Origin of the sequence: Streptomyces olivaceoviridis (genome assembly GCF_014650115.1) — a bacterium.
In the GTDB taxonomy this organism is placed as follows: domain Bacteria; phylum Actinomycetota; class Actinomycetes; order Streptomycetales; family Streptomycetaceae; genus Streptomyces; species Streptomyces olivaceoviridis.
Map to the genome: position 1 here is coordinate 285,454 of NZ_BMUI01000005.1, position 23,680 is coordinate 309,133.

Below are 23,680 nucleotides of genomic sequence, written 5' to 3' on the forward strand. Positions count from 1 at the left end.
TACGGACCCGGCCGCCAGGGAGATCTTCCACCAGCCAGGCGTGCGGCACGTCGAGCCGCTCCTCCGGCGTGCCGTCCTGCCGGGCCGTCCAGGACAGCCGGCCCGGGACGCCCTCGGCCGGCGCCTGGAACTCCACCACCCGGGCCGGCGCCCACGGGGAACCCTGGAGTCGGTGCCGCTCGCCGACGAAGACCACCTGCTGGTCGCCGCACCCGCCTGGGCCGAGCGCGCCGCCGCGCACCCTCGGGCGGAGGACCTGTGCGCCGCCCTGCGCGAGGTACCCCTGGTCACCTACGCCGAGGACCTGCCCCTCGTACGGCGTTACCGGCGGACCGTCTTCGGCAAGCAGCACACCGCGCGTGCCGCGGTCACCGTGCCGAACCTGTACGCGGTCCTCTCGGCGGTCACCGCGGGCGCCGGTCACAGCGTGCTGCCCCGCTCCCTGTGCCAGGAACACCTCGACTCCGGCCGGCTCGCCCTGCTGCACGAACCGGAAGTGGCGCCGCTGAACACCCTGTTCCTCGCCCAGCGCCCCGGTGCGGAGACCAACCCCGACGTGCGCCGGGTACGGGAGACCCTCCGGCGCGCCGCCCGGGACCGGTAGCGCGAGCCGCTGCTTCCGGAGTCCGCCGTTCCTGCCGGTTTCCCCCGGACACGTACAGTCGGGGGCCGAAGGCGTGAGCGGAGGGAGCGGGATGCCACAAGGGGTGTCGGTGCGGTTCGCGGTGCTGGGACCGGTGCGGGTCTGGCGGGGGGCGGAAGAGCTGGACGCCGGCGGGCCGCAGGCGCGGGCGCTGCTGGCCCTGCTGCTGCTCCGGGCGGGTCAGCCCGTGCCCGTGCCCGAGATCGTCGACGTGCTGTGGGGGCCGGGTCCGCCGCCCACCGCCCTCAACGTGGTCCGCCGGCACGTCGGCTCGCTGCGCCGGCTGCTGGAGCCGGGGCTGCCCGCCCGGACGCCGGGGCGCCGGCTGGTGCGCGGCGCGGGCGGCTACCGGCTCGTCACCGACGGGGTCGACGTGGACCTCGCACGGTTCCGGGCACTGCGGCAGGAGGCCCGGCGGGCCGTCGCCGAGGGTGTGCCCGGACGGGCCGTGGAACTGCTCGGCCGGGCGCTGACGCTGTGGGCCGGCCCCGTCGCCTCCGGGGTCGCCCCGGACGTGCGGGAACGGCTCGGGGCGGACGGGCTGGAGCGCGAGCGGCTCGCCGCGCTGCGGGAGGCGGCCGACGCGGCCTTGCAGGCGGCCGTGCCCGGCGCGGTCCTCGCCCGGCTGCGGCAGGCCGCCGCCGCGCACCCGCTGGACGAGCCCCTGCTGGCCCGGCTGGTCCTGGCCCTCGCGGCCACCGGCCGGCGGGCCGAGGCGCTCGCCACCTGCCGGGACGCCTGCCGCCGGCTCGCCGAGGAACTGGGCATCGACCCCGGGCCCGAACTCCAGGAGGCCCACCGGACGGCGCTGGGCGGGACGGGGGACGGGGACCCGGCGGAGCCGCCGCCCGCGGAGGGCGTCGTCGCGCGTCCCGTCGTACCCGCCCAACTACCGCACGACCTGCCCGCGTTCACCGGTCGGCACACCGAACTGGCCGAGCTGCTGGACCCGCTCGCCGGTGGGGAGCCCGTCGGGACGGTGCTGGTCTCGGCGCTCGGCGGGATGGCCGGGGTGGGCAAGACCACGCTGGCGGTCCACTGGGCCCACCGGGTCGCCGACCGCTACCCGGACGGGCAGCTCTACGTCGACCTGCGCGGCTTCGCCGCCTCCGGAGCGGTCACCGACCCCGGTGAGGCCGTCCGCGGTTTCCTGCACGCGCTCGGGGTACCGCCCGAACACGTCCCCCAAGGCCTGGCCGCGCAGGCCGCGCTGTACCGCAGTGTGCTGGCGGGGCGCCGGGTGCTCGTGCTGCTGGACAACGCGCGGGACGCCGAGCAGGTACGGCCGTTGCTGCCCGGCACGCCCGGCTGCCTCGCCATCGTCACCAGCCGGGACGACCTGACCGGGCTGGTGGCCGCGCACGGCGCCCGTTCGCTGACCCTGCGGCCGTTCGACGCCGGCCAGGCGCGGGACTTCCTCGCCGGACGGCTCGGCGCCGGACGGATCGCCGCCGAGCCACGGGCGGTGGACGAGATCGTCGCCCGGTGCGCCGGACTGCCCCTCGCCCTGGCCTGTGTGGCCGCCCGCGCCGCCCTGCGCCCGGACTTCCCGCTGGCGGCCGTGGCCGCCGAACTGCGCGAGGCCCGCGGCGGCCTCGACGCGTTCACCCGGCCCGGCACCCCGGTGGACGTCGCCACCGTCTTCTCCTGGTCCACCCGGGCCGTGTCGTCCGCCGCCGCCCGGCTGTTCCGGCTGCTCGCCCTGCACCCCGGCCCGGACCTGTCGGCGGCCACCGCCGCCGCGCTCGCCGGGCTGCCGCCGCGCCGGGCGCGCTCGCTGCTCGGCGAACTCGCCGCCGTCCACCTCGTCACCGAACCGGCGCCCGGACGCTACGGCTTCCACGACCTGCTCCGCGCCCACGCCGGTGACCTCCTCGCCGAGCACCACACCGAGGCCGAGCGGCAGGAGGCCCGCGACCGGCTGTTCCGGCACTACGTGGAGCGCGCCCACGCCGCCGGCACGCTGCTCGACCCCAGCGGTGACGTCCCGGCGCTGCCGCCCGCGCCGCCGGACGCGCGGGCCGTGCCGTTCGCCGACGACAGCGCGGCCCTCGCCTGGCTCACCGCCGAGCACCCGGCGCTGCCGGCCGTCCTCCGGGCGGCGGCCACGACCGGCCACGACCGGTACGCGTGCCTGCTGGCCTGGTCCCTGGAGCCGTACTTCGAGCGGCGCGCCCACTGGCACGACGGACTGGCCGCCCAGCGCACCGCGCTCGACGCCGCGCTGCGGCTCGCCGACCCCGCCCTGGAGGCGCGCGCCCTGCGCGGGCTCGCCCGGGCGGAGGGCAGGCTGGGCCTGTCCGACGAGAGCCGGGCCCACCTCGACCGGGCACTCACGCTGTTCACCCTCGCCGGCGACACCGTCGGCCGGGCGGGCACCCACCGCAGTCTGGGCTGGGCGTGCGAGCAGGAGGGCGACCTGGCGGGGGCCCTGCGGCACAACCAGCTCGCCCTGGAGCTGTACCGCACCGCCGGGTCCCGGCCGGCGCAGGCCAGCGTCCTGAACTCCGTCGGCTGGTACCACGCGCTGCGCGGCGAGTACCGGCCGGCCCTCGCGCGCTGCTTCGAGGCCCTCACCCTGCTCCAGGACCTGGGCGACCGGTACGGCCAGGCGGCGGCCTGGGACAGCATCGCCTACGCCTACCACTGCCTCGGCCGGCATCCGCACGCCCTGCTCGGCTACCGCAACGCGCTGACGCTGTACCGGGCGCTCGGCGTCCCGTACCCGGAGGCCGGCACGCTGACCCGCATGGGCGACACACACCTGGCCACCGGTGACCGGGAAGGCGCGCGGGCCGCCTGGGAGCAGGCCCTCGCCCTGCTCACCCGGCTCGGTCATCCGGACGCGGAACAGGTCCGGGAACGGCTCGCCGGGCGGGAGGAGCGGTCCGGTGCGGGATGACGGCGCCCGGGGTCCGGGGCGCGAAGCGGGTTGGCCGCATGGCCGGACGGCTCCGTAGGGTGGCACGGTGACAACTCAGGTGATCCTTCTCAACGGTGGTTCCAGCGCGGGGAAGTCCGGCATCGGACGGTGCCTGCAAGCCGTACTGCCCGACCCCTGGCTGGTGTTCGGCATCGACTCGCTGGTCGACGCGCTGCCCCCGGGACTCCAAGGAGCCGACGGCGGGATCGAGTTCGCCGAGGACGGCGGGGTCGAGGTCGGTGCGGGTTTCCGGGCGCTGGAGGCCGCCTGGATGGAGGGGGTCGCGGCGACGGCCCGCGCGGGCGCCCGGATCGTCGTGGACGACGTCTTCCTCGGCGGAGCGGCCTCCCAGCAGCGGTGGCGGAAGGCCCTCGCCGGACTGGACGTCCTGTGGGTGGGGGTGCGGTGCGACGCTGAGGTCGCCACGGCACGGGAGATCGCGCGGGGAGACCGGACCCGGGGCATGGCGGCGGCCCAGGCCGAGGTGGTGCACGACGGGGTGTCGTACGACCTGGAGGTGGACACCACCCACACCGAGTCCCTGATGTGCGCGCGGACCATCGCGGCCCGCGTCGGCTGACGGCGACGGGGGGGTCCGCGTGCCCGACGGGCTCGGCGACGTGGCACGGTCCGAGGTGCTGCGGTTCGAGGTGCTCGGCCCGCTGCGGGTGCTGCGCGCGGGGAGCGAGCTGGATCTCGGGTATCCGCAGGCGCGGGCCCTGCTCGGCGTGCTCCTGGTGTGGCCGGGCCGGCCCGTGCGGATGAGCACGATCGTCGACGTCCTCTGGCCGGGCCGGCCGCCCGCCGACGCGCCGAACGCGGTACGGCGCCACGTCGGCACGCTGCGCAGACTGCTGGAGCCCGGACTGCCCCCGCGCGCATCCGGGCGGCGCCTGCTGGGCCGTACCGGCGGCTATCTGCTGGAGGCGGCGGCCGACGAGGCCGACCTGCCGCGCTTCCGCGCCTTCAGCCGGCGGGGCGTGCGGGCCGCCGCCACCGCGCGCCCCGAGCAGGCGGTACGGCACTTCGCCGGGGCCCTGCGGCTGTGGCGCGGCCCGGTGGCGGCCGATCTGCCGGGACCGGTGCGCGCGCACCCGCACTTCGCGGCCGTGGACCGGGAGATCCTCCGCACGGCGCGGATGGCGGCGGACGCCGCGCTGCTGTGCGGGCGCGCGGATCAGGTGCTGCCGAGCGTGCGCCGGGCCGTCGCGCTGAACCCGCTCGACGAGCCGCTGCTGGCCCGCCTGATCCTGTCCCTGGCGGCGTGCGGGCTCCAGGCGGAGGCGCTGGCCACCTACGAGGACGCGCGCCGCGACCTCGCCGCACAGCTGGGGGTGGCTCCCGGCGCCGAACTGGCCGCGGCCCAGGCCCGCGTCCTGCGCCAGCAGATACGCCCCGCCCGGCACCGGCTCCCCACCGCCCCGGCGGACCCCGCACGCCCCTTCATCCGCCCGGCCCAACTCCCCCCGGACCTTCCTGTCTTCACGGGCCGCAACCGCGAACTGACGGCGCTGGACGCGCTGTTGGAAGGGGAGACCGCGGGGACATTGCGGGTGACGCCGGATGCCCTCCGCGGCGCGGAAGCCGTGCCGGACGCGCTGGTCATCTGGATCGGCGGGAAGCCCGTACCGGCCGCGTCGGCCCCCTCGACCGGCGCCTGCCCCGCGTCGGGTGTGCTGATCAGCGGTCCGGCCGGTGTCGGCAAGACCGCGCTGGCGGTGCACTGGGCGCACCGGGTCGCCGAACGCTTCCCGGACGGTCAGCTCCACCTGGAGCTGGGCGGATCGGCTCCCCACCAGGCCGCTCCGGAGCCGGCCGAGGCACTGCGCCGGCTGCTCGGGGCCCTCGGCGTGTCCACGCGGAACATGCCCGCGGGCGTGACCGCCCTCGCCGCGCGGTACCGCGGTGCGCTGGCGGGACGCCGACTGCTCGTCCTGCTGGACGACGCCGTCTGCCTCGCACAGCTCCGCCCGTTGCTGCCCGAGGTGCCGGGCTGCCTGACGGTGGTCACGAGCCGGGGCGGGCCGATCGGACCGGGGCCGGTGGCCGAACCCGCCGGGCCGGCGGGACGGCTCGGGCTGTCCGGGTCCCGGGAGCAGACCACCGGGGGCCTGCGCACGTTGCACCTGGGTCTGCCCTCCGAGGCGGACGCCCGTGACCTGCTCGCCCGGCGGATCGGTGCCGCGCGGCCGGCCGCCGAACCGGAGGCCGTGAGGGAGATCGTCCGCCGGTGCGGCCGGCTGCCCTCCGCGCTGGCCCTCGTGGCCGCACGTGCGGCGAGCCGCAGGGACTTCCCGCTGGCGGCCCTGGCCGCCGACCTCGCCGAGGACGCGGAGCCCTGAGAAGGGCACACCCAAGGGCCGGGGTCGACGCGCGCCCCACCCCGGGCCATCATCCACGGCTTCGGCCCCGCACACCGCCTGAGCCGGGGGCCGGCGGCGTGCGCGAGCCGGCCGCGGCCTACGTACGGTCCGTGCCGTCTCCCCCGGCGCCCGGAGGGGTGGGCGGAAGGTCCGTACCGGTCTCAGGTCGACCGGCCGGGGGTGGCGGCGGGACGGTCCCGTCCGGTGCGGTCAGGGGAACGCCCGCACCCGGTCCGCCCTGACCGGCCCAGGGCCCGGCACCGACCGCACCGGGCCCCGGCTGCCCCGCCCACGGCCCGACGCCCCCCGCGCCCGGCCCCGGCTGCCCCGCCCACGGCGGAGCAGCCACCACCCCCGGACCCCATCCCGGCTGCCCCGTCCACTGCCGCGGCACCGGAACACCGTTGCCGTACGGGTAGCCCGGCGGGAGAGCCGGTGGCTGGGGTGCCGGAGCCGTGCGGTCCAGTCGGCGGCGGCGCAGCCACCACGCCACGGCCGCCGTGTACAGCGCGATGCTCAGCACGTCGAGCACGACGAGCTGCCAACTCGCGTCGGCGGCGGTCTCGTCGCTGGTGAGCCCGTCCACGACGGCGGCCGAGACGCCGAAGGCGAACAGGTTGTTGACGGTGTGCAGGGCGATGGACGCCTCCAGTCCGCCGGTGCGCCAGGTCAGCCAGCCCGCGGCCACGCCGAACACCACGAGGTCGGCGAAGCCCCAGGGCGTGCCCCAGCCGTGGGCGGCGGCGAACAGGAACGCCTGGGGCACGAGCGCGGCCCACGGCGAGCGCAGGAACGCCCCGGCGGTCTGCGTCAGCCAGCCGCGGAACACGTACTCCTCGGCGGCGGCCTGCACCGGCACCAGCAGCACCAGCATGACCAGGGCCCGTCCGAAGGCCGGCCATCCCACCCACTGGCTGTCCGGCTCGCCGTCTGCGGGGAGCAGGAACAGACAGCCCATCGCGAGGCCCACGATCGGTAGGGCGGTCAGCACGCACAGCAGCAGCCAGCGCCATCTCAGCCGGCCGGTCACGGAGGACACCGTGCCGGCGGGGCGCCGTCCGATCCAGCGCACGACCAGCAGCAGGACGGGTATGCCGACCGCGATGCAGAGCAGGTCGACGGCGGTCTCGGAGACGGGGCCGAACTCCGGCCAGCCGTCGTCGTCCTGGGGGTAGCCCAGGCCCGAGCCCAGGGCCGCGACGAGGAGCATGAGGACGACCACGGTGATCATGTACGCCACGGCCACGACCAGGGTCCCGAGCAGGGGGCGCCACCACCGGTAGCGCGGTGAGAGGCGGGCCAGGCGGTGGTAGGGGAGCTGCTCGGTGAACTGTGCCTGCGCGGGGGGCAACAGCAGGGGCTGTGACTGTGTCATGGCGTCAGCCTGCCCAAAGACACCGGAACGCGCCATCGGCTCGCGGCAGGACCGGCTTCTGCGTCCGGCAGGGCCGACCGCACACCGCACCGCCGAGGTCGATGTCCGTTCGCCGCCGGTGCTCCCCCGGGCCGTCGGCTGGGATGGGCACATGACTTCACAAGCGGATCTGCGGGGCAGGACGGCACTGGTCACCGGTGGCAGCCGGGGCATCGGCGCGGCGACGGCACGGCGACTGGCGCGGGAGGGCGCGGACGTGGCCGTGACCTATGTGCGGGGCAAGGACGCGGCCGAGGAGGTCGTGCGGGACATCGAGGCGCTGGGGCGGCGGGCGGTGGCCCTGCGCGCGGACTCGGCGGACGCGGCGCAGACGGCGGACGCGGTGCGGCGCGCGGCGGAGGAACTGGGCGGGCTGGACGTGCTGGTGGGCAACGCGGCCGTCGGGATGATGGGGCCGCTGGAGAGCCTGTCCCTCGCCGATGTCGACCGGCTCCTCGCGGTGAACGTGCGCGGGGTGTTCCTGGCCGCCCGGTCCGCCGCCGCGGTGATGGGCGACGGCGGGCGGATCATCACGGTCGGCAGTTGTGTCACCGCGCGGGTGCCGGGTCCGGGGGCCACGCTGTACGCGATGAGCAAGTCCGCCGTGGTGGGGCTGACGAAGGCTCTGGCGCGGGAGTTGGCCGGGCGCGGGATCACGGCGAACGTGGTGCACCCCGGGCCGACGGACACGGACATGAACCCCGCGGACGGCCCGTACGCGTCCGGTCAGGCGGCCGTGACCGCCCTCGGCCGGTTCGGTACGGCCGAGGAGGTCGCGTCCATGGTGGCGTTCCTGGCGGGGCCGGACGCGGCGTACGTGACGGGCGCGGAGTTCTCGGTGGACGGCGGGTACGCGGCGTGACGGAGCGGGGAGGGCGGGCGCGTCAGGTCTCGTCCAGGCGGCGTACGTCCTCCTCGTCCCACTTCCTGGTGTCGCGGGGCTGGGTGTACGGCGCGGCCCGGGGCGGGTGGCCACCGGCGATGGCCCGCTGCCGTACGGTCTCCGCGTCGAACTCCAGCCCCAGCAGGACGGCCAGGTTGGTGATCCACAGCCAGACCAGGAAGACGATGACGCCGGCCATGGTGCCGTAGGTCTTGTTGTAGGAGGCGAAGTTGGCGACGTAGAACGCGAAGCCGGCGGAGGCGGCCATCCAGATCAGCAGGGCGAGGACGCTGCCGGGGGTGATCCACCGGAACCCTTTGACCTTGGCGTTCGGGGTCGCCCAGTACAGGATGGCGATCATCACGGTGACGAGCAGGACCAGCACGGGCCACTTGGCGATGGACCACGCGGTCAGCGCCGTGTCGCCGAGCCCGAGCGCGTCCCCGGCCCGGCGGGCCAGGCCGCCGGTGAAGACCACGATGAGCGCGCTGGCCACGGCGAGGACCATCAGGACCACGGTGACGCCGACGCGCACGGGGAGGAGCTTCCACACCGGGCGGCCCTCGGGCATGTCGTAGACGGCGTTGGCGGCGCGGATGAACGCGGCCACGTAGCCGGAGGCCGACCACACGGCCAGCACGAGGCCGAGGACGGCCACGAGGGAGCCGGTTCCGGTGCCGTTCTGGAGCTGCTGAACCGCCCGGGTGATGATGTCGCGGGCGGGACCGGGGGCGAGGTTCCGCAGGTTGGCCAGAACCTTGTCCGTGACCGACCGGCCGGCGACGGCCAGCAGGGAGACCAGCACCAGCAGGGCCGGGAACAGGGACAGGACGGCGTAGTAGGTGAGCGCCGCGGCCCGGTCGGTGAGCTCGTCGTCGCGGAACTCGCGCAGCGAGCCCTTGAACACCGCCGGCCATGCGCGCCGGGGCAGTTTCACCGGGGTGTCCGGCGCCCTGCGCTCGACGTCCTCGTCGGGTCCGGCCTCGTCCGGCGCGGGGATCCGCGTCTCCGGGGTCTCGTCGGCGGCCTGCTTGTGGTGCCGCCCTGGTACGTGCAGCTTCGCCATGTCCGTCGGGTAACCCCACGGGGCGTGATCACGCCCCCGGTTCACCCGTCGAGGCCCCGGGGCCTCCCCCACCCGGTGCCCTCCGCCCGGCGGCGGGGCGGAGGGCGTGCGGGCGAGCCGCCGTGCCGGGGCTCAGTGCGCGTTGGCGAACCGCTTGAACGCGGCCTTGGTGCCGGAGCCGGCGATGCCGTCGATGGGGCCGCGGTAGCCGTAGCTGTCCTTCAGGAGCCGCTGGAGCGCCTTGATCGTGCCCTTGCCGACGACGCCGTCGATCGGGCCGGTGTAGCCCCAGTACTTCTTCAGGCAGCGCTGGAAGGCCTTCCAGCTGTTGGTGCCGAGCTTGCCGTCGATGGAGTTCCGGTAGTTCCAGTACGTCTTCAGCCAGCGCTGGACCTTCTTCGCCTCGGTGGCGTTCAGGCCGAGGTTGGTCACGGCCTGCGGAGTGACGGCCTCGGTGGCCGCCGCCGGATGGACCGTCGCGGGCGCCGCGAAGCTCGTGCCCGCGGCGGCGAGGCTGCCCGCGGCCAGCGCCACCGTGGTCGCGGTGGCGAGGAAGGTCCTGGTGAAGATGTTCGTCCGCATGTGTTTCCCCCTGGTTGACGAGTGCCTCTCGGCACGGCACACAAGCTACGTGCCGGGGGGCCGCACGTCGCCAACCCGGGAGTTGACGCCCGGCTCCAACGGCCGCGGTAGGGCCGGACCGGTGTACAACCCCCGTGGTAGGCGCAAGGGGCGCGCGCCGGTCGCGGGCCCGTCAGCCCCGCCCGCCGCTGAGGTTCCCCCACCGGGGTCCGATCTGCCTCCACTCCTCGTCCCACTCGGCCAGGCGCCGCCGGATGAGCCGGCCCCGGACCAGCCGGCCGGCGCCCCAGACCAGCGCGCCGGCCGCCGGGGCGACGAGGACGCCGGTGAGCGCCGACTGGAGGTCGGCCGCCACTCCGGTGACGGGGGCGGACACGACCCGGTCCGCCTGGTTCGTCCACACCGTCACCCGGGTACCGGCCGGGGCGCCCGGGAAGACCTTCGCCCGGTCGGTGTGCGCCGAACCGTCCTGGTCCGTCCAGCGCACGGCGGCCCAGACCCGTCCGTCGTCGTAGCCGCTGCCGGCGTCGGGGGTTCGCGCCGCGTCGTCGGTGAGCACCGCGGACACCGGGTGCACGTGGGTCAGCCGTGCCGCGAACGCGGACTCGGAGACCTGGGCCGCCCACAGGCCCGCGACGACCCCGACGACCAGGGCCAGCACCCAGCCGGCGAGGACGATCCATGCCTCGACGACATCGCTGTGCCGCCGCAGCGGGTTGCGCCGCCACCGCCACAGCCGTACCCGGGTGACCGTCGTGGGAGGTGTCCGTGTCATCGTCACCGCCTCCTTGCGCCCACCGGCGGCCGGAACCCGCAGCGGCCCCCGCGGTCTCCCGGACCCGGTCGCCCGAGCGAGGGTCATGACACCATCCTGCACCTCTCCCGGCCGGTCGTCCGCCGCGGGCCGGGCCTCTCTTCCGGATCGGGCGCGCCCCGGCCCACCGCGCCGCCCGACCGGCGGCCCTCAGCCCTCCTGGGAGGGCCTGAGCGGCAGGTCGTCGGTGTAGGCGTTCACCGGCGGGGCGACGGGTCGGACGCCCCTGGCGTCGAGCGCCGCCTCCGCCGTCCTGGTGCCGAGGGTGCCGTGCGGGTGCCAGGTTCCGGTCACCTCCAGCCAGGTGTCGGCGGGCGGTGCCCCGCTGCCGTAGACGCGCACCTTGACCGTCTGTGAGTCCGCCGCGCAGCAGGAGAAGACGATCCGGGTCAGGTACCAGCCGTCGCCCCCGCCGGCCGGGGTGACGAATCCGGTCAGCCGGACGGTGCGGTGCTCGACGGCCCGGCCGCGGTCCTGCTGGACCCGCTTGGTGAAGTCGGTCAGGGTCAGCGGCAGCGGCGAGGTCGCGGGCAGCGGCGCGAACCCCTTCTGCACGGCGACGGGCTTGGTGTCGGCGCGGGCCGCGGTGTACGCGCCGAGCGCGGGCGGGGGGTGGAGGAGCAGGCTGAGCGCGGGGAGGAACAGCAGCCAGGCGACGCGCGGGGTGCCGCTGTGGTCGTGGCCGTGCCCGGTGTCGTCGGCCGTGTGCCGCCGGTCCCGGGTGATCGCTGCCGCCAGGCCGAGCAGCAGCAGGACGGCGCCGGACACGATCAGTGCCGGGCGCAGTCCGGCCTTGACGTAGCGCAGGTAGGTGTCGGTGAGGAGGGCCGTGTGCAGCAGTCCGGTGCCGGTCAGCGCCAGGAGCAGGGCCTGGAGGGGGCGTTTCACAGCAGTGCCCCTGAGATCAGGACGCTCGCGGTGACGGCCACGACGGTGGTCGCCGTGGAGAACCGCCAGGCGAAGGCGCGGCCGAAGGTGCCCGCCTGAAGCGCGATCAACTTCAGGTCGACCATCGGACCGACCACCAGGAACGCGAGCCGGGCGGTCGGCGAGAAGCCGGTGAGCGAGGCCGCGACGAATGCGTCGGCCTCCGAGCAGACGGCCAGCAGTACGGCGAGGACGGCCAGGAAGAGCACCGAGAGCCAGGGCGAGCCGGAGAAGGCGTCGAGGACGGAGCCCGGCACGGTGACGTCGAAGGTGGCGGCGGCCATGGCGCCGACGACTAGGAAGCCGCCGGCGTGCAGGAAGTCGTGCTGGAAGCCGAGCCGGAACTCGGTCCGGCGACTGTGGCCGTGCCGGTGGCCGCTGTGCCGGTGGCGCGGGAGCGGGCGCAGCCACGTCTCCTTGCCGAGCCAGAGCCACAGCCAGCCCATGACGGCCGCCGTGGCGAGGGAGGCGAGCAGCCGGGCGGCGACCATCGCGGGGTCGCCCGGGAAGGCGACGGCGGTGGCCGTGAGGACGACGGGGTTGATCGCGGGCGCGGAGAGCAGGAAGGCGAAGGCGGCGGCCGGGGTCACGCCCCGGCGGATCAGGCTGCTCGCGACGGGCACGGAGGCGCACTCGCAGCCCGGCAGGACCGCGCCGGCGACGCCGGCGACCGGGACGGCGAGGGCCGGCCGCTTCGGCAGCACCCGGGTGAACAGGTCGGCCGGCACGAAGGCGTTGATGGCGCCGGACAGGGCGGTGCCGAGGAGCAGGAAGGGGAGCGCCTGGACGGTGATGGCCAGGCAGACGGTGCGCCAGGCCTGGACGGCGGGGTGGTTCAGCCACGGCGTGCCGACCAGGAGGAGCACGGCCGCGACGGTGAGGGCGGCACCGAGGGGCCACGGCCGGGGGACGGCGCCGGGCGGCCAGGGTCTCGGGCGGGCGCCCGGTGGCCACGGCCGGATGCGGCGCACGGGCGGATCGGGGTGGGGCACGGCCGCCACGCCCTCCGTCACACCAACCAGCTCATCCGCTTTGTCCATTTTCACTCCGGATGTCGGTGTCTGGCCGACGATAAGCGACGAGCACGGCCCGGCCGCGCGTACACGCCGCCGCGCGTACGCGCCGCTGCCGAAGCGACCCGGTCGGAACGGCGCGTCCCCTCGGTGGCTCTTCTCACATTTCGGGCCGAACGGGGCCTGAGGTGACGGGCGCCACGTCGCCGGGCGCCACGGTTGTCTACGTTCGTGACCCATGTCGTCCCGCCTCTCCCGCACAGCACGCGCCAAGGCCTGCGCCCTCGTGGCCTCGGCGACCGCCCTCCTCGCCACCGGGCTCCTGCACCCCACTCCGGCCGCGGCCGCCTCGGCACAGGCCACGGCGGCCGTGCTCGACCTGGACGGCACCGACCCCACACCCGTGGTCCGCGGCGAGGACAGGGCGTACGACACCGCCAGCATCGTCAAGGTCGACATCCTCGCGGCGCTGCTGCTCCAGGCACAGGACGCCGGGCGGGGGCTCACCGCGCGGGAACGGGAGCGCGCCGAGCCGATGATCCGGCGCAGTGACAACGCGGCGGCCAACGCCCTGTGGCGGCAGATCGGCCGGGCCCCCGGGCTGGCGGCGGCCAACAAGCGCCTGGGCCTGACCTCGACGACGGGCGGGCCCGGCGCCAAGTGGGGCCTGACCCGGACGACCGCGCGCGACCAGATACGGCTGCTGCGGGCCGTGTTCGGCACCGGCGGAACGGTCCACGCGGGCTCCGGCGGACTCGACGCGGACTCCCGCGCCTACATCCGCGCCCTGATGAGCCGGGTCGTGCCCGAGCAGACCTGGGGCGTCCCGGCGGCCGGCGCCGAGGGCTCCGGGAAGACCCTGAAGAACGGCTGGCTCCAGCGCGACACGACGGGCCTGTGGGACGTCAACAGCGTCGGCCGGATCACCGTCAAGGGGCACCGGTACCTCGTCGCGGTGCTGTCGGACGGCAGCGCCTCCATGAGCGACGGCGTGTCCCTGGTGGAGCGGACGGCACGCGCGGCCGTGGGGTGAGCGGTCCCCCGCACGGCGGTCACACCCCCCGGGCCCAGGGCGCGGCCGTCGCCCTTGGCCTGTGATCAGCCGGGCGCCGGCGGAGCAAGGTGCCGCCGGGGCTTTTCGGTCGCCGTGGAAGGGGCACGCGGTCGGGGAACTGCTTCCGACCGGAGAGGCGAGACCACGATGGCCGAGTACGAACGTTCCCGCACGATGCCCGCGCAGCCCGAGCAGGTCTTCGACCAGGCGGCGAACACCGCCCAGCTCGATGCCTGGCTCCCGGGCGAGCTGCACGTGGACGTCCAGGATCCGCCCGCCGTGACCGTCCACGAGGACCGCTCCGGCGAGGACACGCCCGCCCTGCTGCGGTCCGAGCCGGACCAGATGCGCCTGGAGTGGGGCACGCGCGAGCAGGGCGCCTACGCGGGCTGGCTCCAGGTGGCCGGCATCGGCAGCGGAGCCAGCGAGGTGACCGTGCACCTGTCCTTCTTCGAGGAGGGTCACGACCCGGGCGAACGGGCGGTGAGCGACGCCCTGGACGGCAGCCTGCGCCGGCTGGAGGAACAGGTGCGGATGCGGGTCGACAACGCGGCCGGCTGACATGACGCCCCCGGTGGGCTGGTCCCCGCTGCGCCTCGGCACGCCCGTCGAACAGCATGTCTTCGGCGGCCGGGCCCTGGCCGACCGGCAGGGCCGGACGAGGCTGCCGTACGGCCCGGTCGCCGAGACCTGGGAGGTCAGCGACGTCGACGGGGAGGGCGCCGTGGTGACCGAGGGCCCGGCGGCGGGGCGGTCGCTGCGGGAGCTGATGGCGAAGGACCCCGGCGGCCTGCTGGGCGACCGCCCGCACGGACCGCGTTCCCCCTGCTCACCAAGTTCATCGACGGAACGCGCGCGCTGCCCGTGCACCTGCACGCCGACGACGCCACCGCCCGCCGTCTGGAGGGCGAGCCGAACGGCAAGACCGAGGCGTGGCACGTGCTGGACGCCGTACCCGGCGCCACCGCCCTGGTCGGCGTGCGGCCCGGGGTGGACCGGCAGCGGTTGCGCCGGGCGCTGCTCGCGCAGGACTTCGACGCGGTGATGCGCCGCCTGCCGGTGCGCGCCGGGCAGACCGTGTACGTACCGGGCGGGACCCTGCACAGTTTCGGGCCGGGCACCCTGGTGTACGAGATCGAGCAGACCTCCGACATCCAGCAGCACGCCATGCCCTGGGGGATGGAGGACGGCTCGCCGCTGGCCGAGCGGGAGCGGGAGGCGAACATCGAGCGGCTGCTGGACGAGTGGCGGCCGGAGCCCCGGCCGCGGTTCCAGCCGGGGCTGAGCGTGCCGGTCGACGACTCGGTGGTGCGCACGGTGCCGTGCGCGGGGCCGTACTTCGCGCTGGAACGCTGGACGGCCGGCAGCACCGCCCCCCCTCGCCCGTACGCTCGCGACGGCGCAGGTCCTCAGCAACGCCGGCGCCCCGGTGACCGTCACCTGCGGCGGCTGGACCGGCCGGCTCGGCCGGGCGCGGACCCTGCTGCTGCCGGCCGCGCTCGGGGAGGTACGGGTGAGCGGGCCCGCCGACGTCCTGTTCGGCTACGTCCCCGACCTCGATGACGACATCCGGGCCCCGCTGACGGCCGCCGGCCACGGCCCGGCCGTGATCGCCGCCCTCGGCGAGGGGCTCTGAGCACGGCTCGTGCCCGGCGCTCGTGTCGGCCAGGCGGGCGCTGTGCTCGTGCGACCAGCGGGCCAGGTCGGTGGCCACATGGTGGATCTCGTGCTCGGTGCGGTGCCGCTCGGCGGCGGCCATGAGGGCCTTCTCCAGGTGCCGTTCGCCGTCGTGCAGGGTGCGCAGGGTGAGGCCGAGGGCGTTCACCGGGCGCTCCCCAGGGGGTGCCGGCGCGGGCGTGCGCCGTCGGCGCGCCGCGTTCCACGAGCGTGACGCGGGCCGCGCAGGTCTTGAGCAGGGGCTGTTCGGACACCGGGTCCCAGGCGGTGATGGTGCCCTCGTTGGCGGCGCGTCCGGGGCCGTCGCCGGCGGGGCGGTGTCCGCCCGGGGTGCCCCAGTAGCCGTAGTGGAAGGGCACGAACACCACGCCGTCCCGCATCGGGGTGATCCGCAGCCGGGCCCGTACGACGCCGCGCGGGGTGCCGACCTCGACCAGGTCGCCGGCGTGCAGGTCCAGGCCGGCGGCCTCGGCACCGGAGAGTTCGGCCCACACGTCGGGGGCGGCGGCGTTCAGCTCGGGTGCGCGCCCGGTCTTGGTGCGGGTGTGGAAGTGGTGGACGGTATGACCGGTGATGAGCTGGAGCGGGAAGTCCGCGGAGGTGTCCTCGTGCGGGGGCAGGTACGCGGCGGCCTTGAGGACCGCTTTGCCGTCCGGGTGCTCCTCCAGGAAGAGCCGGCCGGTGGTGTAGAAGCCGACGGAGCCGGGACCGCGCGCGTCCAGCAGGTTCCGGCTGCGGGACGCGATCCGGCCCATGGCCGTGTCCCAGTCGCAGGGCACCAGCCGGCCGTTCTCACGGACGAGCGGCCTGGTCAGCCGGTCCGGGGAGCCGTTCGCCTGCCAGCCGTACAGGTCCTTGGGCCCGAGCCGGCCGCGGTTGACCCGGTCGGTGGCGCGCCCGCGCACGCCGACGACGCGTCCGTGCCGTACGGCGATGTCCATGGCGTCGCCGTTGGAGTGCAGCACCGAGGCGGACGGCACCCAGCGCTCCACGTCCGCCTCGGTGAGGCCGGGCGCGAGGTGCAGGTGGGTGCGGACCGGCCAGGGCGTCCCTCGGTCGTACGGGGTCCGGGGACCCCAGGGATCGCCGATGCGGTCGTCGTCGCTCACGGTCCCCACCTCCGGGTGTCATGCTCGGGCTGTCGCGCGAGTACCCGGCCGTGGCGGCCTCTCCCCCGCGTTCGCCCGTCACGGGCGGACGCGGGCCCGGGGCGCGGGACCAGGAGGTGGTCGTCGTGCCCGAACCCGGCGGCGTGCCCCGGGGTGTGGCACGCCGGTCAGTACCCGGAGCCCAGCCGCTGGGTCGAGTAGGCGCACTCCGTGTAGATGTAGCCGGACCGGAGCCTGGCGGTGTCCGAGGCCGGGGTCGCGGTGCTGTCGCCGTGGGGCTTGTGCACGAAGTACGTGGTGCCGACGGGCAGGCTGATGGTGCGCTGCGGGTAGTTCCGGCCGCTGTCGTTGCAGGGCTTGAACGTGGAGAACGCCGTGTCGGCGAACGTGTACGCCTTGCAGCCGCCGCAGCCCTTGAGGGTGAAGCTGCCGGTGACCGGGCCGGTGTAGAGGACGGTGATGTCGTCCGGGCTGTCGTTCTCGACCGTGACGGAGATGCTGCCGCCGGAGGCCAGGGTGGGCAGCTTCTTGCCGGCCGCCGGGAGGGTCTGGGCGACCTCGGCGGCTATGGCGATCTTCTGGGCGCGGGGGCGGTTCTTGTCGTGCTTGTGGCCGGCGGCGAACTGCTCCATGGTCTTCTGCGCCGCGGCGAAGTCCCCGTCCCGGTACTGGTCGACACCGCAGGCGTACCCGCCGGCGTCGCCGCTGCGGCCGGCCCGGCTCGCGGCCTTCACCAGCCGGCCGTCCGTGTCACCGGCCGACCTGGACAGGTCGGCGATCCGGGTGTCGAGGTCGCGCAACTTCTCGACGGCCGCGCAGGGTTCGTCCCCGCCGACGGCCTTCTCCGTCTTCGCCACCGCCGCGTCGACTGCGGGCACCACCTTGGCCGCCGCACCGGACCGCGGGAAGGTGTCGAGCAGGTCGCCGAAGCGGTTCACCCAGTCCGTGTCGCCGCTCGCCAGGTGCTGTGCGCCGCACTCGTACAGGGCGGTCGCGAGCCGGTCGTCGGGCCACCGCGCCAGCGAGCCGAGCTGTTCCTCCGGCATGGTGTCCGGGACGGTTCGGAGGTACTTCAGCGGCTCTACGGCGTCGCAGTACTCCCGGTGGCCGTAGGCCGCGCCGACCGTCGTGTAGTAGGTCCGCAGCCGGTCGGGAACCTGCCGGGCCGCACGGGAACCGGCGTGGTGCACGGCGATGTCGCGGTAGACCCCGAGGGCCGTCCCGTAGTCGGGCCGCGCGGCGCCGAAGGACCGACGGCCGCTGTCGGCCACCAGGTCGTCGGCGCGCTCCAGGCGGCCGAGGAGCGCCTGCTCCACGGCCTCGTCGTGGGCGTCCTCGTACCAGAGGGCGCCGCCGGCCGGTACGGCGAGCAGCACCACGCCCAGCAGCAGTGCGAGCGGCGCGCCGGCCGGCCGGGCGAGCCGGGTGCGCAGTCCAACGATCGCGCCGTGGACCGCCGCCACCAGCAGCAGGGCGGCGTAGCCGGCGGGCACGGCTCCGGGGAGACCGTCGGCGTCGGCGGGGAGCGCGACGATCAGGAGCACGCCGGTCGCGACCCAGCAGACGGCCATCGCCACCCAGCGGCGCAGGAGCGCGTAACCGAGGCCCAGCCCGCTCAGGTTGAGCAGGGCGACCGCGATGGCCCGCCAGGCGTCCGGCGGCGCGGGCGGCGGGGCCGCCGGTCTGGGTGGCGGACCCGGCGGCATGGGCGGCAGCGGCGGCCCGCCGAAACCCTGACCCGGACCGTACGGACCTCCGGACATGATGGCTCCCCCCGGTCAACTCCGCCCACATGTCTGTGGATTGGCAGTGTACGGGCGCGAGCGCATACCGGACAGAGGGTCGAACACCCGCCCTTTCCCACAGCACCGCCGACAGCCCCCTTTCGGCCCCCTTTTCCCGTCCGCTCTCCGGCCGGTCACGGCGTCGCCGATGATGGGCCGGACAGAGCCGGCGAGGGGAGGGAGGCGGCCGTGGGATGGACGACCGAGGAGTTCGGGGAGTCCCACGAGGGCATCGTGGGAGCCGTCCTGGAGGACGGCAGCGAGCCGAAGCCCGCGTACTTCGACATCGGCAGCGGCGCCGAGATGTACCGGACCAGCGAGTGGTGGGCGTACGACGGCAGGATGCGCAGGCCGCGGGCGGCGGCGGTGCGCGCCGCGTGCAGTTGCGGCTGGCGCGGGCCGGGCGTCCCCGTCCCGTGGGACGAACTGGACGGGGACGGTCTGGAGGAGCTGGACGTCTCGGGGCCGCGCCGCGACTGGAGCGAGCACATCCGCACGGTCGAGCGGCGGACGGTGCCGCTGCCGGAGGACCTGGCCCAGTTGCTGAGCGCCCTGGAGGACAAGCTGTGCACGCTGGCCGAGGACGCGCCGGCCGCCGCCCTGCGGGCCGTGGCCGCGCTGGACCGGCTGAGCCGGCGCGCCGGGCGGGAGGCGGCCTGGATGATCGAGGAGGACGGCGAGCAGCGCTGGGAGGCCCTCGGCCGGGCCCTCGGCATCGACGCCGAGCGGGCGCGGTCCCTCGTCACCCGGTATCTGCTGCTGCACTGAGCCAGGCCCCACCGCTGCGCCGGGCCGGGCCCTGCTGCGCCGAGCGCCCGTTCAGCGGGCCGCCGTCAGGGCCAGGGCCCCGGCCGCCAGCGCCAGGAACAGGCCCGGGAAGACGATGGTGCGAAACACCCGGGCCCGGACATGGGCGGCCACCGCGCCGACGTAGAACAGCACCAGGCCGGCACCGGCGGCGATGCCCACAGGTCGTACGCCCAGGAGCCCGAGCAGCAGCCCGGCCGCTCCGGCGGCCTTCAGCAGCGCCAGAGCCGGAAGCCGGCGGATCGACACGCCGACCCGGGCCGAGTTGGCGAGGACGAACGGTGCCTTCGCGAGGTCGGCCGCCGCGATGCCCGCGTTGGCCAGGACGGTCACACAGGTGACGGTGAGCCAGGCGAGGTTCATGCTCCCCACGCTCGCCGGAGGGTCGCCGCGACGTCCCATACCAGCGTCCACAACCTTCTGGAATGGACGTCGACTCCCGTCTGCTGCGCTCCTTCCTGGCGGTCGCCGAGGAGGGCAGCCTCGTCCGCGCCGCGAACGGGTGTACGTGTCCCAGCCGGCGCTGACCAAGCAGATCCGGCAGTCGGAGAGCCGGCTCGGAGTACGCCTTTTCGAGCGCTCGCGCACCGGCATGGCGCTGACGGACGCGGGTCGGGAACTCGCGCGCCGCGCCCCGGACGTCCTCGCGGCCTGGGACGACGCCCTGCGCGCCGCGCGGGCCGCCGGGCGGCACACGGCCCGGGTGGTGCGCGTGGGCTTCGTCGCCAGCGCGGCCAACGAGGCGACGCCGGGCATCGTCGCCGAGTTCGCCCGGCGGCGGCCCGGATGGCGGGCCGAGCTGAGGCAGGCGGCCTGGACGAACCCGAGCGCGGGTCTGGCCGACGGCGAGGTGGACGCGGCGCTGCTGCGGCTGCCGTTCCCGGGACAGGACACGCTGCGGGTCGAGGTGCTGTTCGACGAGGAGCGCTGGGTGGCGCTGCCGAGCACGCACCGGTTCGCGGAGCGGGCGAAGATCGCCTTCCGGGAGCTGTGGGACGAGCCGTTCGTGGCCGCCCCGGCGGAGACCGGGGCCTGGCGCGACCACTGGCTGGCCGCCGGTGAGCGCGAGGGCCGTCCGGTCCGGATCGGCGCGGTCACCGAGCAGCCCGACGAGTGGCTGAGCGCCATCGCCGGCGGGTACGGCATCGCCCTCGCGCCCGCGTCCGCCGCCCGGTTCTACGCCCGACCCGTCGTGGTCTACCGCCCGGTCACCGGGGTGAGCCCGACCCGGGTCGCCGTGGCCTGGGCGCCCGCCGACGACCGGAACCCGGTCGTACGGGACTTCGTCCGCTGCTGCCTGGACCTGGCCCGCACCACGTGACGGACGGGTGTTCTCCCCTGTACGGCGCAATGACGGTGCGCCGGAGGGGCGGGCGGGCGTGACCGGTGTGACCGTGGGGGTGGGGTCCACGGACACACCAGTGGCGAGGAGAGGGCATGGCGAACGGAACCGGCGGGGCCTGTGCGCAGCTGAGTGCCGTCGCGGACGCCGTGCTGTACGAGGGCTATCTGCTCTATCCGTACCGCCGGTCCTCGGCGAAGAACCGGGTCCGCTGGCAGTTCGGGGTGCTGCCGCCCCGGAACTGGGTGGAGCGGGACGGGCCGGTCACGCCCGGTGTCTCCGGCTCCGCCGACTCCTGGTACCAGCGGACCGAGTGCCTGCTGCGGGTGCGGCGCGCCGACGCGGCCGTGCGGGTGCGCGTGCGGTACCTGCAACTCCAGCACAAGCAGGTGGAGGCGGCCGACGGGGACGGGGCGCACCGCCCGGTCGAGTCGTTGCGGACGGCCGACGGGACCGCCCACCTGTCGTTCGAGGAGGCCGTACCCCGCGAGACCGAACTGGTGCTGCCGCTGGAGGAGTTGTCGCGGGAGGGCCGGGCGGTCGCCGTGGGAGCGCCGGCCGGGGCGGAGTACGAGCCGCTGCCGGCGGGGGCGGGGCGGACGGTGCGCCGGCGCCGGGAGGTGCGGGCCGCGACCACGGTCACGGCCGAGCCGCTCGGGCCCGGGCTGTACCGGCTGCGGGTGCGTACCGAGAACACCGGTGACGCGCCGGACCCGCGGGCGCCCCGGAACGCGGTGCTGGGGCAGGCGCTGCTCGCCACGCACACCCTCCTCACCGGTGACGGGGTGGAGTTCGTGTCGCTGATCGATCCGCCGGCCGCCCTCGCGGAGCAGGTCCGCGGCTGCCGCAACGCGTTCACGTTCCCGGTGCTGGGCGGGGCCCCGCCCCGGTCCCCGAGCGGTGACGGGGCGACTGGTACGCTGCTGCTCTCCGCGCCGATCATCCTCCCCGACCACCCCCAGGTGGCGCCGGAGAGCCCGGGTGATCTGCACGACGCGGCGGAGATCGACGAGATCCTCACGCTGCGCACGATGCTGCTGACCGACGAGGAGAAGGCGGAGGCCCGGGCCACCGACCCGCGGGCCGCGCGGATCCTCGACCGGGTGGACACCCTGCCCCGGGAGGTCTTCTCCCGGCTGCACGGCGCCATCCGCTCCCTGACCCCGCGGACCCCCGCCGCCGAACGGCCTCCGGCCCCTGCCGCCGAACGGCCCGTCTGGTGGCAGGAGGGCGGCGACGACGGGCTGTCCCCGGCGACGGACACCGTGCTGGTGGACGGCGTGCCCGTGGGCGGCGGCAGCCGGGTGCGGCTGTGTCCGCGCGGCCGGGGCGCCGACGCCCAGGACATGTTCCTGGCCGGGCGCACCGCGCGGGTGGCCGCGGTCTTCCACGACGTGGACGGCAGCACGCACCTGGCGGTCACGGTCGACGACGATCCGGCCGCCGAACTCCACGGCTGGTACGGCCGTTTCCACTACTTCCGGCCCGACGAGGTCGAGACGCTCGGCCCCGACGCCCCACCGGGTCCGGGCCGGCCGATCCGGCCGCAGTCCCCGCGGCCACCCGAGCGTCCGGCCGGCGGGCCGGAGGAGGGACGGTTCGATGGACGCCCTTGACGTCCTCAAGCACGACCACCGGATGGTCGAGCAGTTGTTCCGCGACTACGAGGCCGCGGCCTCCGACCGGCAGCGGCGCGGTGTCGTGGAGCTGTTGGTGCGTGAACTGTCCAAGCACGCGGCCCTGGAGGAGATGCTCCTGTATCCGCTGGCCAGGAAGGTGCTGCCGGACGGCGACCGGGAGATCGACGAGCACTTGAGCGAGCACATGGGGGTGAAGCAGACCCTCCTCGCGCTCGACCGGCTCGGCGAGGGCGACCGGCGGACCGGCGAACTGGTGGCGGAACTGCGCCGTGAGGTGACGGAGCACATCCAGGAGGAGGAGGGCACCCTCATGCCCCGGCTGCGGCAGGCCGTCTCCCAGCAGGAACTGGACCGGCTGGGCGAGCTGATCGGGCAGGCCAAGGCCGGCGCGCCGACCCGCCCGCACCCGCACGCCCCCGACCAGCCACCCGCCCTGACCCTCGCGGCTCCCCTGGCCGCGGCCTACGACCGACTCCGAGACCGACTCCAGCGGAGGCCGACGACATGACCACTCAGAGCGGCACCACCGAAGTGACGCGTGAACCCGGCCGGTCCGAGGCGCGCGGGAACGGGTTCGACGAGATCTACATCCTCTGGATCTCGGAGGGCATGAGCTGCGACGGCGACACCGTGTCCATGACGGCCGCCGGCCAGCCCGGCATCGAGGACCTGGTCGCCGGACTCATCCCGGGCCTGCCGAGAGTGAACCTGGTCAACAAGGTCCTCTCCCCCAGCCTGGGCGGCGAGGACTTCCTCGCTCCCTACCGGGCGGCGGCGCGCGGGGAGTTGTCGCCGTTCATCCTCGTCATCGAGGGTTCGGTCCCGAACCAGAACATCATCGAGGGCGACGGCTACTGGACCTCGTTCGGCAACGACCCGGACACGGGCGAGCCGCAGACCCTCAACTGGTGGATCGACCAACTGGCGCCCAAGGCCTGGGCGGTGGTGGCCGCCGGCACCTGTGCCACGTACGGCGGCATCCACGCCATGGCGGGCAACCCCACCGGCTGCATGGGCCTCGCGGACTATCTGGGCTGGGACTTCAGGTCGCAGGGCGCGCTGCCGGTGGTGAACGTGCCGGGCTGCCCGATCCAGCCGGAGAACTTCATGGAGACCCTCATCTGGGTGCTCTACCACGCGGCCGGTGCCGCGCCGCCGCCCCCGCTGGACCACATGCTGCGTCCGCAGTGGCTGTTCGGCAAGACGGTGCACGAGGGCTGCGACCGGGCCGCGTACTACGAGCAGGCGGACTTCGCGAAGGACTACAACTCCCCCAAGTGCCTTGTGAAGAGCGGCTGTTGGGGGCCGGTTGTGAACTGCAACGTGCCCAAGCGCGGCTGGATGGCCGGCATCGGCGGCTGCCCGAACGTCGGCGGCATCTGCATCGGCTGCACCATGCCGAGCTTCCCGGACGCGTTCATGCCGTTCATGGACGAGCCGACCGGCGGTGCCCTGTCGTCCGCGCTGCTCAAGCCGTACGGCGCCGTCATCCGACGGCTGCGCGGTCTGACCAGCGTCGCGGTGAACCGCGAACCCAAGTGGCGCCACAACGGACCGGAACTGACCACCGGTTACGACCCGCACTGGCGTGCCTGAGCGCCGGCACCCACCCCACCCACGCCTACGACGAACGAGGGGC

20 protein-coding genes and 2 pseudogenes are annotated in these 23,680 nt (G+C 75.3%); 13 read left to right on the forward strand and 9 right to left on the reverse strand.

Features of this window, described 5'->3' with window-relative positions:
- Positions 1 to 40 precede the first annotated feature (40 nt).
- From IE273_RS12530 to IE273_RS12545, 4 genes are all read left to right on the forward strand, one after another.
- Positions 41 to 604: a LysR substrate-binding domain-containing protein gene (locus tag IE273_RS12530; RefSeq protein WP_229887200.1), complete on the forward strand. Its 564-nt coding sequence runs from the start codon at positions 41 to 43 to the stop codon at positions 602 to 604.
- A gap of 91 nt (positions 605 to 695) precedes the next feature.
- Positions 696 to 3,545, forward strand: coding sequence for an AfsR/SARP family transcriptional regulator (locus tag IE273_RS12535; RefSeq protein ID WP_229887201.1), 2,850 nt, complete (start codon positions 696 to 698; stop codon positions 3,543 to 3,545).
- Positions 3,546 to 3,612: 67 nt separating this feature from the next.
- Entirely contained in the window at positions 3,613 to 4,146 is a 534-nt protein-coding gene (gene cpt / locus IE273_RS12540; RefSeq protein WP_189815197.1) for a chloramphenicol phosphotransferase CPT, read from the forward strand.
- Between the two features lie 19 nt (positions 4,147 to 4,165).
- On the forward strand, positions 4,166 to 5,908 hold the full coding sequence (locus IE273_RS12545) for an AfsR/SARP family transcriptional regulator (protein ID WP_189815198.1): 1,743 nt from the start codon (positions 4,166 to 4,168) through the stop codon (positions 5,906 to 5,908).
- A gap of 118 nt (positions 5,909 to 6,026) precedes the next feature.
- Here IE273_RS12545 and IE273_RS12550 read toward each other — a convergent pair whose 3' ends face one another.
- Positions 6,027 to 7,304, reverse strand: coding sequence for a CPBP family intramembrane glutamic endopeptidase (locus IE273_RS12550; RefSeq protein ID WP_189815199.1), 1,278 nt, complete (start codon positions 7,302 to 7,304; stop codon positions 6,027 to 6,029).
- Between the two features lie 151 nt (positions 7,305 to 7,455).
- On the opposite strand from IE273_RS12550, the gene IE273_RS12555 reads away from it, so the two are divergent.
- Complete coding sequence (locus IE273_RS12555) at positions 7,456 to 8,205, forward strand: 3-oxoacyl-ACP reductase family protein (protein WP_189815200.1); 750 nt, start codon at positions 7,456 to 7,458, stop codon at positions 8,203 to 8,205.
- Positions 8,206 to 8,227: 22 nt separating this feature from the next.
- Here IE273_RS12555 and IE273_RS12560 read toward each other — a convergent pair whose 3' ends face one another.
- The 5 genes from IE273_RS12560 to IE273_RS12580 all read right to left on the reverse strand — a co-directional run bounded on the left by IE273_RS12560 (position 8,228) and on the right by IE273_RS12580 (position 12,655).
- Complete coding sequence (locus IE273_RS12560) at positions 8,228 to 9,292, reverse strand: YihY/virulence factor BrkB family protein (protein WP_189815201.1); 1,065 nt, start codon at positions 9,290 to 9,292, stop codon at positions 8,228 to 8,230.
- A 132-nt stretch (positions 9,293 to 9,424) separates the two neighbouring features.
- Positions 9,425 to 9,874, reverse strand: a complete 450-nt coding sequence (locus IE273_RS12565) for a peptidoglycan-binding domain-containing protein (protein WP_189815202.1) — start codon at positions 9,872 to 9,874, stop codon at positions 9,425 to 9,427.
- A gap of 172 nt (positions 9,875 to 10,046) precedes the next feature.
- Positions 10,047 to 10,649, reverse strand: coding sequence for an Rv1733c family protein (locus tag IE273_RS12570; RefSeq protein ID WP_189815203.1), 603 nt, complete (start codon positions 10,647 to 10,649; stop codon positions 10,047 to 10,049).
- 189 nt (positions 10,650 to 10,838) lie between these two features.
- On the reverse strand, positions 10,839 to 11,576 hold the full coding sequence (locus IE273_RS12575; protein WP_189815204.1) for a TIGR03943 family putative permease subunit: 738 nt from the start codon (positions 11,574 to 11,576) through the stop codon (positions 10,839 to 10,841).
- Entirely contained in the window at positions 11,573 to 12,655 is a 1,083-nt protein-coding gene (locus tag IE273_RS12580; RefSeq protein WP_229887202.1) for a permease, read from the reverse strand. The genes IE273_RS12575 and IE273_RS12580 overlap by 4 nt, the downstream gene beginning before the upstream one ends.
- A gap of 211 nt (positions 12,656 to 12,866) precedes the next feature.
- On the opposite strand from IE273_RS12580, the gene IE273_RS12585 reads away from it, so the two are divergent.
- The 3 genes from IE273_RS12585 (at position 12,867) to IE273_RS12595 (ending at position 15,245) form a co-directional block, all read left to right on the forward strand.
- Entirely contained in the window at positions 12,867 to 13,661 is a 795-nt protein-coding gene (locus IE273_RS12585; RefSeq protein ID WP_189815205.1) for a serine hydrolase, read from the forward strand.
- Between the two features lie 168 nt (positions 13,662 to 13,829).
- Positions 13,830 to 14,243 (forward strand): SRPBCC family protein, encoded by a 414-nt coding sequence (locus IE273_RS12590; protein ID WP_189815206.1) that lies wholly within the window; start codon positions 13,830 to 13,832, stop codon positions 14,241 to 14,243.
- A 303-nt stretch (positions 14,244 to 14,546) separates the two neighbouring features.
- Positions 14,547 to 15,245: a class I mannose-6-phosphate isomerase gene (locus tag IE273_RS12595; protein WP_229887203.1), complete on the forward strand. Its 699-nt coding sequence runs from the start codon at positions 14,547 to 14,549 to the stop codon at positions 15,243 to 15,245.
- A 284-nt stretch (positions 15,246 to 15,529) separates the two neighbouring features.
- On the opposite strand, the pseudogene IE273_RS12600 reads toward IE273_RS12595, so the two are convergent.
- Positions 15,530 to 16,477 (reverse strand): annotated as a pseudogene (locus tag IE273_RS12600) (molybdopterin dinucleotide binding domain-containing protein); the annotation flags it as partial.
- Between the two features lie 158 nt (positions 16,478 to 16,635).
- A complete protein-coding gene (locus tag IE273_RS12605; protein ID WP_189815355.1) occupies positions 16,636 to 18,174 on the reverse strand; it encodes a hypothetical protein in 1,539 nt (512 codons plus the stop codon).
- Between the two features lie 267 nt (positions 18,175 to 18,441).
- On the opposite strand from IE273_RS12605, the gene IE273_RS12610 reads away from it, so the two are divergent.
- Complete coding sequence (locus tag IE273_RS12610) at positions 18,442 to 19,020, forward strand: hypothetical protein (RefSeq protein ID WP_189815207.1); 579 nt, start codon at positions 18,442 to 18,444, stop codon at positions 19,018 to 19,020.
- Positions 19,021 to 19,071: 51 nt separating this feature from the next.
- Here IE273_RS12610 and IE273_RS12615 read toward each other — a convergent pair whose 3' ends face one another.
- On the reverse strand, positions 19,072 to 19,422 hold the full coding sequence (locus tag IE273_RS12615) for a DoxX family protein (protein ID WP_189815208.1): 351 nt from the start codon (positions 19,420 to 19,422) through the stop codon (positions 19,072 to 19,074).
- A 62-nt stretch (positions 19,423 to 19,484) separates the two neighbouring features.
- Between IE273_RS12615 and IE273_RS12620 the strand changes: the two are divergent.
- The 4 genes and pseudogenes from IE273_RS12620 to IE273_RS12635 all read left to right on the forward strand — a co-directional run bounded on the left by IE273_RS12620 (position 19,485) and on the right by IE273_RS12635 (position 23,637).
- Positions 19,485 to 20,380: pseudogene (locus IE273_RS12620) on the forward strand (LysR family transcriptional regulator).
- 116 nt (positions 20,381 to 20,496) lie between these two features.
- Positions 20,497 to 22,017, forward strand: a complete 1,521-nt coding sequence (locus IE273_RS12625; RefSeq protein ID WP_189815209.1) for a hypothetical protein — start codon at positions 20,497 to 20,499, stop codon at positions 22,015 to 22,017.
- On the forward strand, positions 22,004 to 22,549 hold the full coding sequence (locus tag IE273_RS12630; RefSeq protein WP_189815210.1) for a hemerythrin domain-containing protein: 546 nt from the start codon (positions 22,004 to 22,006) through the stop codon (positions 22,547 to 22,549). The genes IE273_RS12625 and IE273_RS12630 overlap by 14 nt, the downstream gene beginning before the upstream one ends.
- Positions 22,546 to 23,637: an NADH-quinone oxidoreductase subunit B family protein gene (locus IE273_RS12635; protein ID WP_189815211.1), complete on the forward strand. Its 1,092-nt coding sequence runs from the start codon at positions 22,546 to 22,548 to the stop codon at positions 23,635 to 23,637. The genes IE273_RS12630 and IE273_RS12635 overlap by 4 nt, the downstream gene beginning before the upstream one ends.
- The last annotated feature ends 43 nt before the right edge of the window (positions 23,638 to 23,680 follow it).

Excerpts from the sequence above, each read along its gene's own strand:
- IE273_RS12625 (WP_189815209.1), top strand. The coding sequence starts at position 20,497 with ATGGCGAACGGAACCGGCGGGGCCTGTGCGCAGCTGAGTGCCGTCGCG.
- IE273_RS12535 (WP_229887201.1), top strand. The coding sequence starts at position 696 with ATGCCACAAGGGGTGTCGGTGCGGTTCGCGGTGCTGGGACCGGTGCGG.
- IE273_RS12550 (WP_189815199.1), bottom strand. The coding sequence starts at position 7,304 with ATGACACAGTCACAGCCCCTGCTGTTGCCCCCCGCGCAGGCACAGTTC.
- IE273_RS12565 (WP_189815202.1), bottom strand. The coding sequence starts at position 9,874 with ATGCGGACGAACATCTTCACCAGGACCTTCCTCGCCACCGCGACCACG.
- IE273_RS12570 (WP_189815203.1), bottom strand. The coding sequence starts at position 10,649 with ATGACACGGACACCTCCCACGACGGTCACCCGGGTACGGCTGTGGCGG.
- IE273_RS12630 (WP_189815210.1), top strand. The coding sequence starts at position 22,004 with ATGGACGCCCTTGACGTCCTCAAGCACGACCACCGGATGGTCGAGCAG.
- IE273_RS12605 (WP_189815355.1), bottom strand. The coding sequence starts at position 18,174 with ATGCCGCCGGGTCCGCCACCCAGACCGGCGGCCCCGCCGCCCGCGCCG.
- IE273_RS12635 (WP_189815211.1), top strand. The coding sequence starts at position 22,546 with ATGACCACTCAGAGCGGCACCACCGAAGTGACGCGTGAACCCGGCCGG.
- IE273_RS12585 (WP_189815205.1), top strand. The coding sequence starts at position 12,867 with ATGTCGTCCCGCCTCTCCCGCACAGCACGCGCCAAGGCCTGCGCCCTC.
- IE273_RS12555 (WP_189815200.1), top strand. The coding sequence starts at position 7,456 with ATGACTTCACAAGCGGATCTGCGGGGCAGGACGGCACTGGTCACCGGT.
- IE273_RS12560 (WP_189815201.1), bottom strand. The coding sequence starts at position 9,292 with ATGGCGAAGCTGCACGTACCAGGGCGGCACCACAAGCAGGCCGCCGAC.
- IE273_RS12615 (WP_189815208.1), bottom strand. The coding sequence starts at position 19,422 with ATGAACCTCGCCTGGCTCACCGTCACCTGTGTGACCGTCCTGGCCAAC.
- IE273_RS12590 (WP_189815206.1), top strand. The coding sequence starts at position 13,830 with ATGGCCGAGTACGAACGTTCCCGCACGATGCCCGCGCAGCCCGAGCAG.
- IE273_RS12580 (WP_229887202.1), bottom strand. The coding sequence starts at position 12,655 with ATGGACAAAGCGGATGAGCTGGTTGGTGTGACGGAGGGCGTGGCGGCC.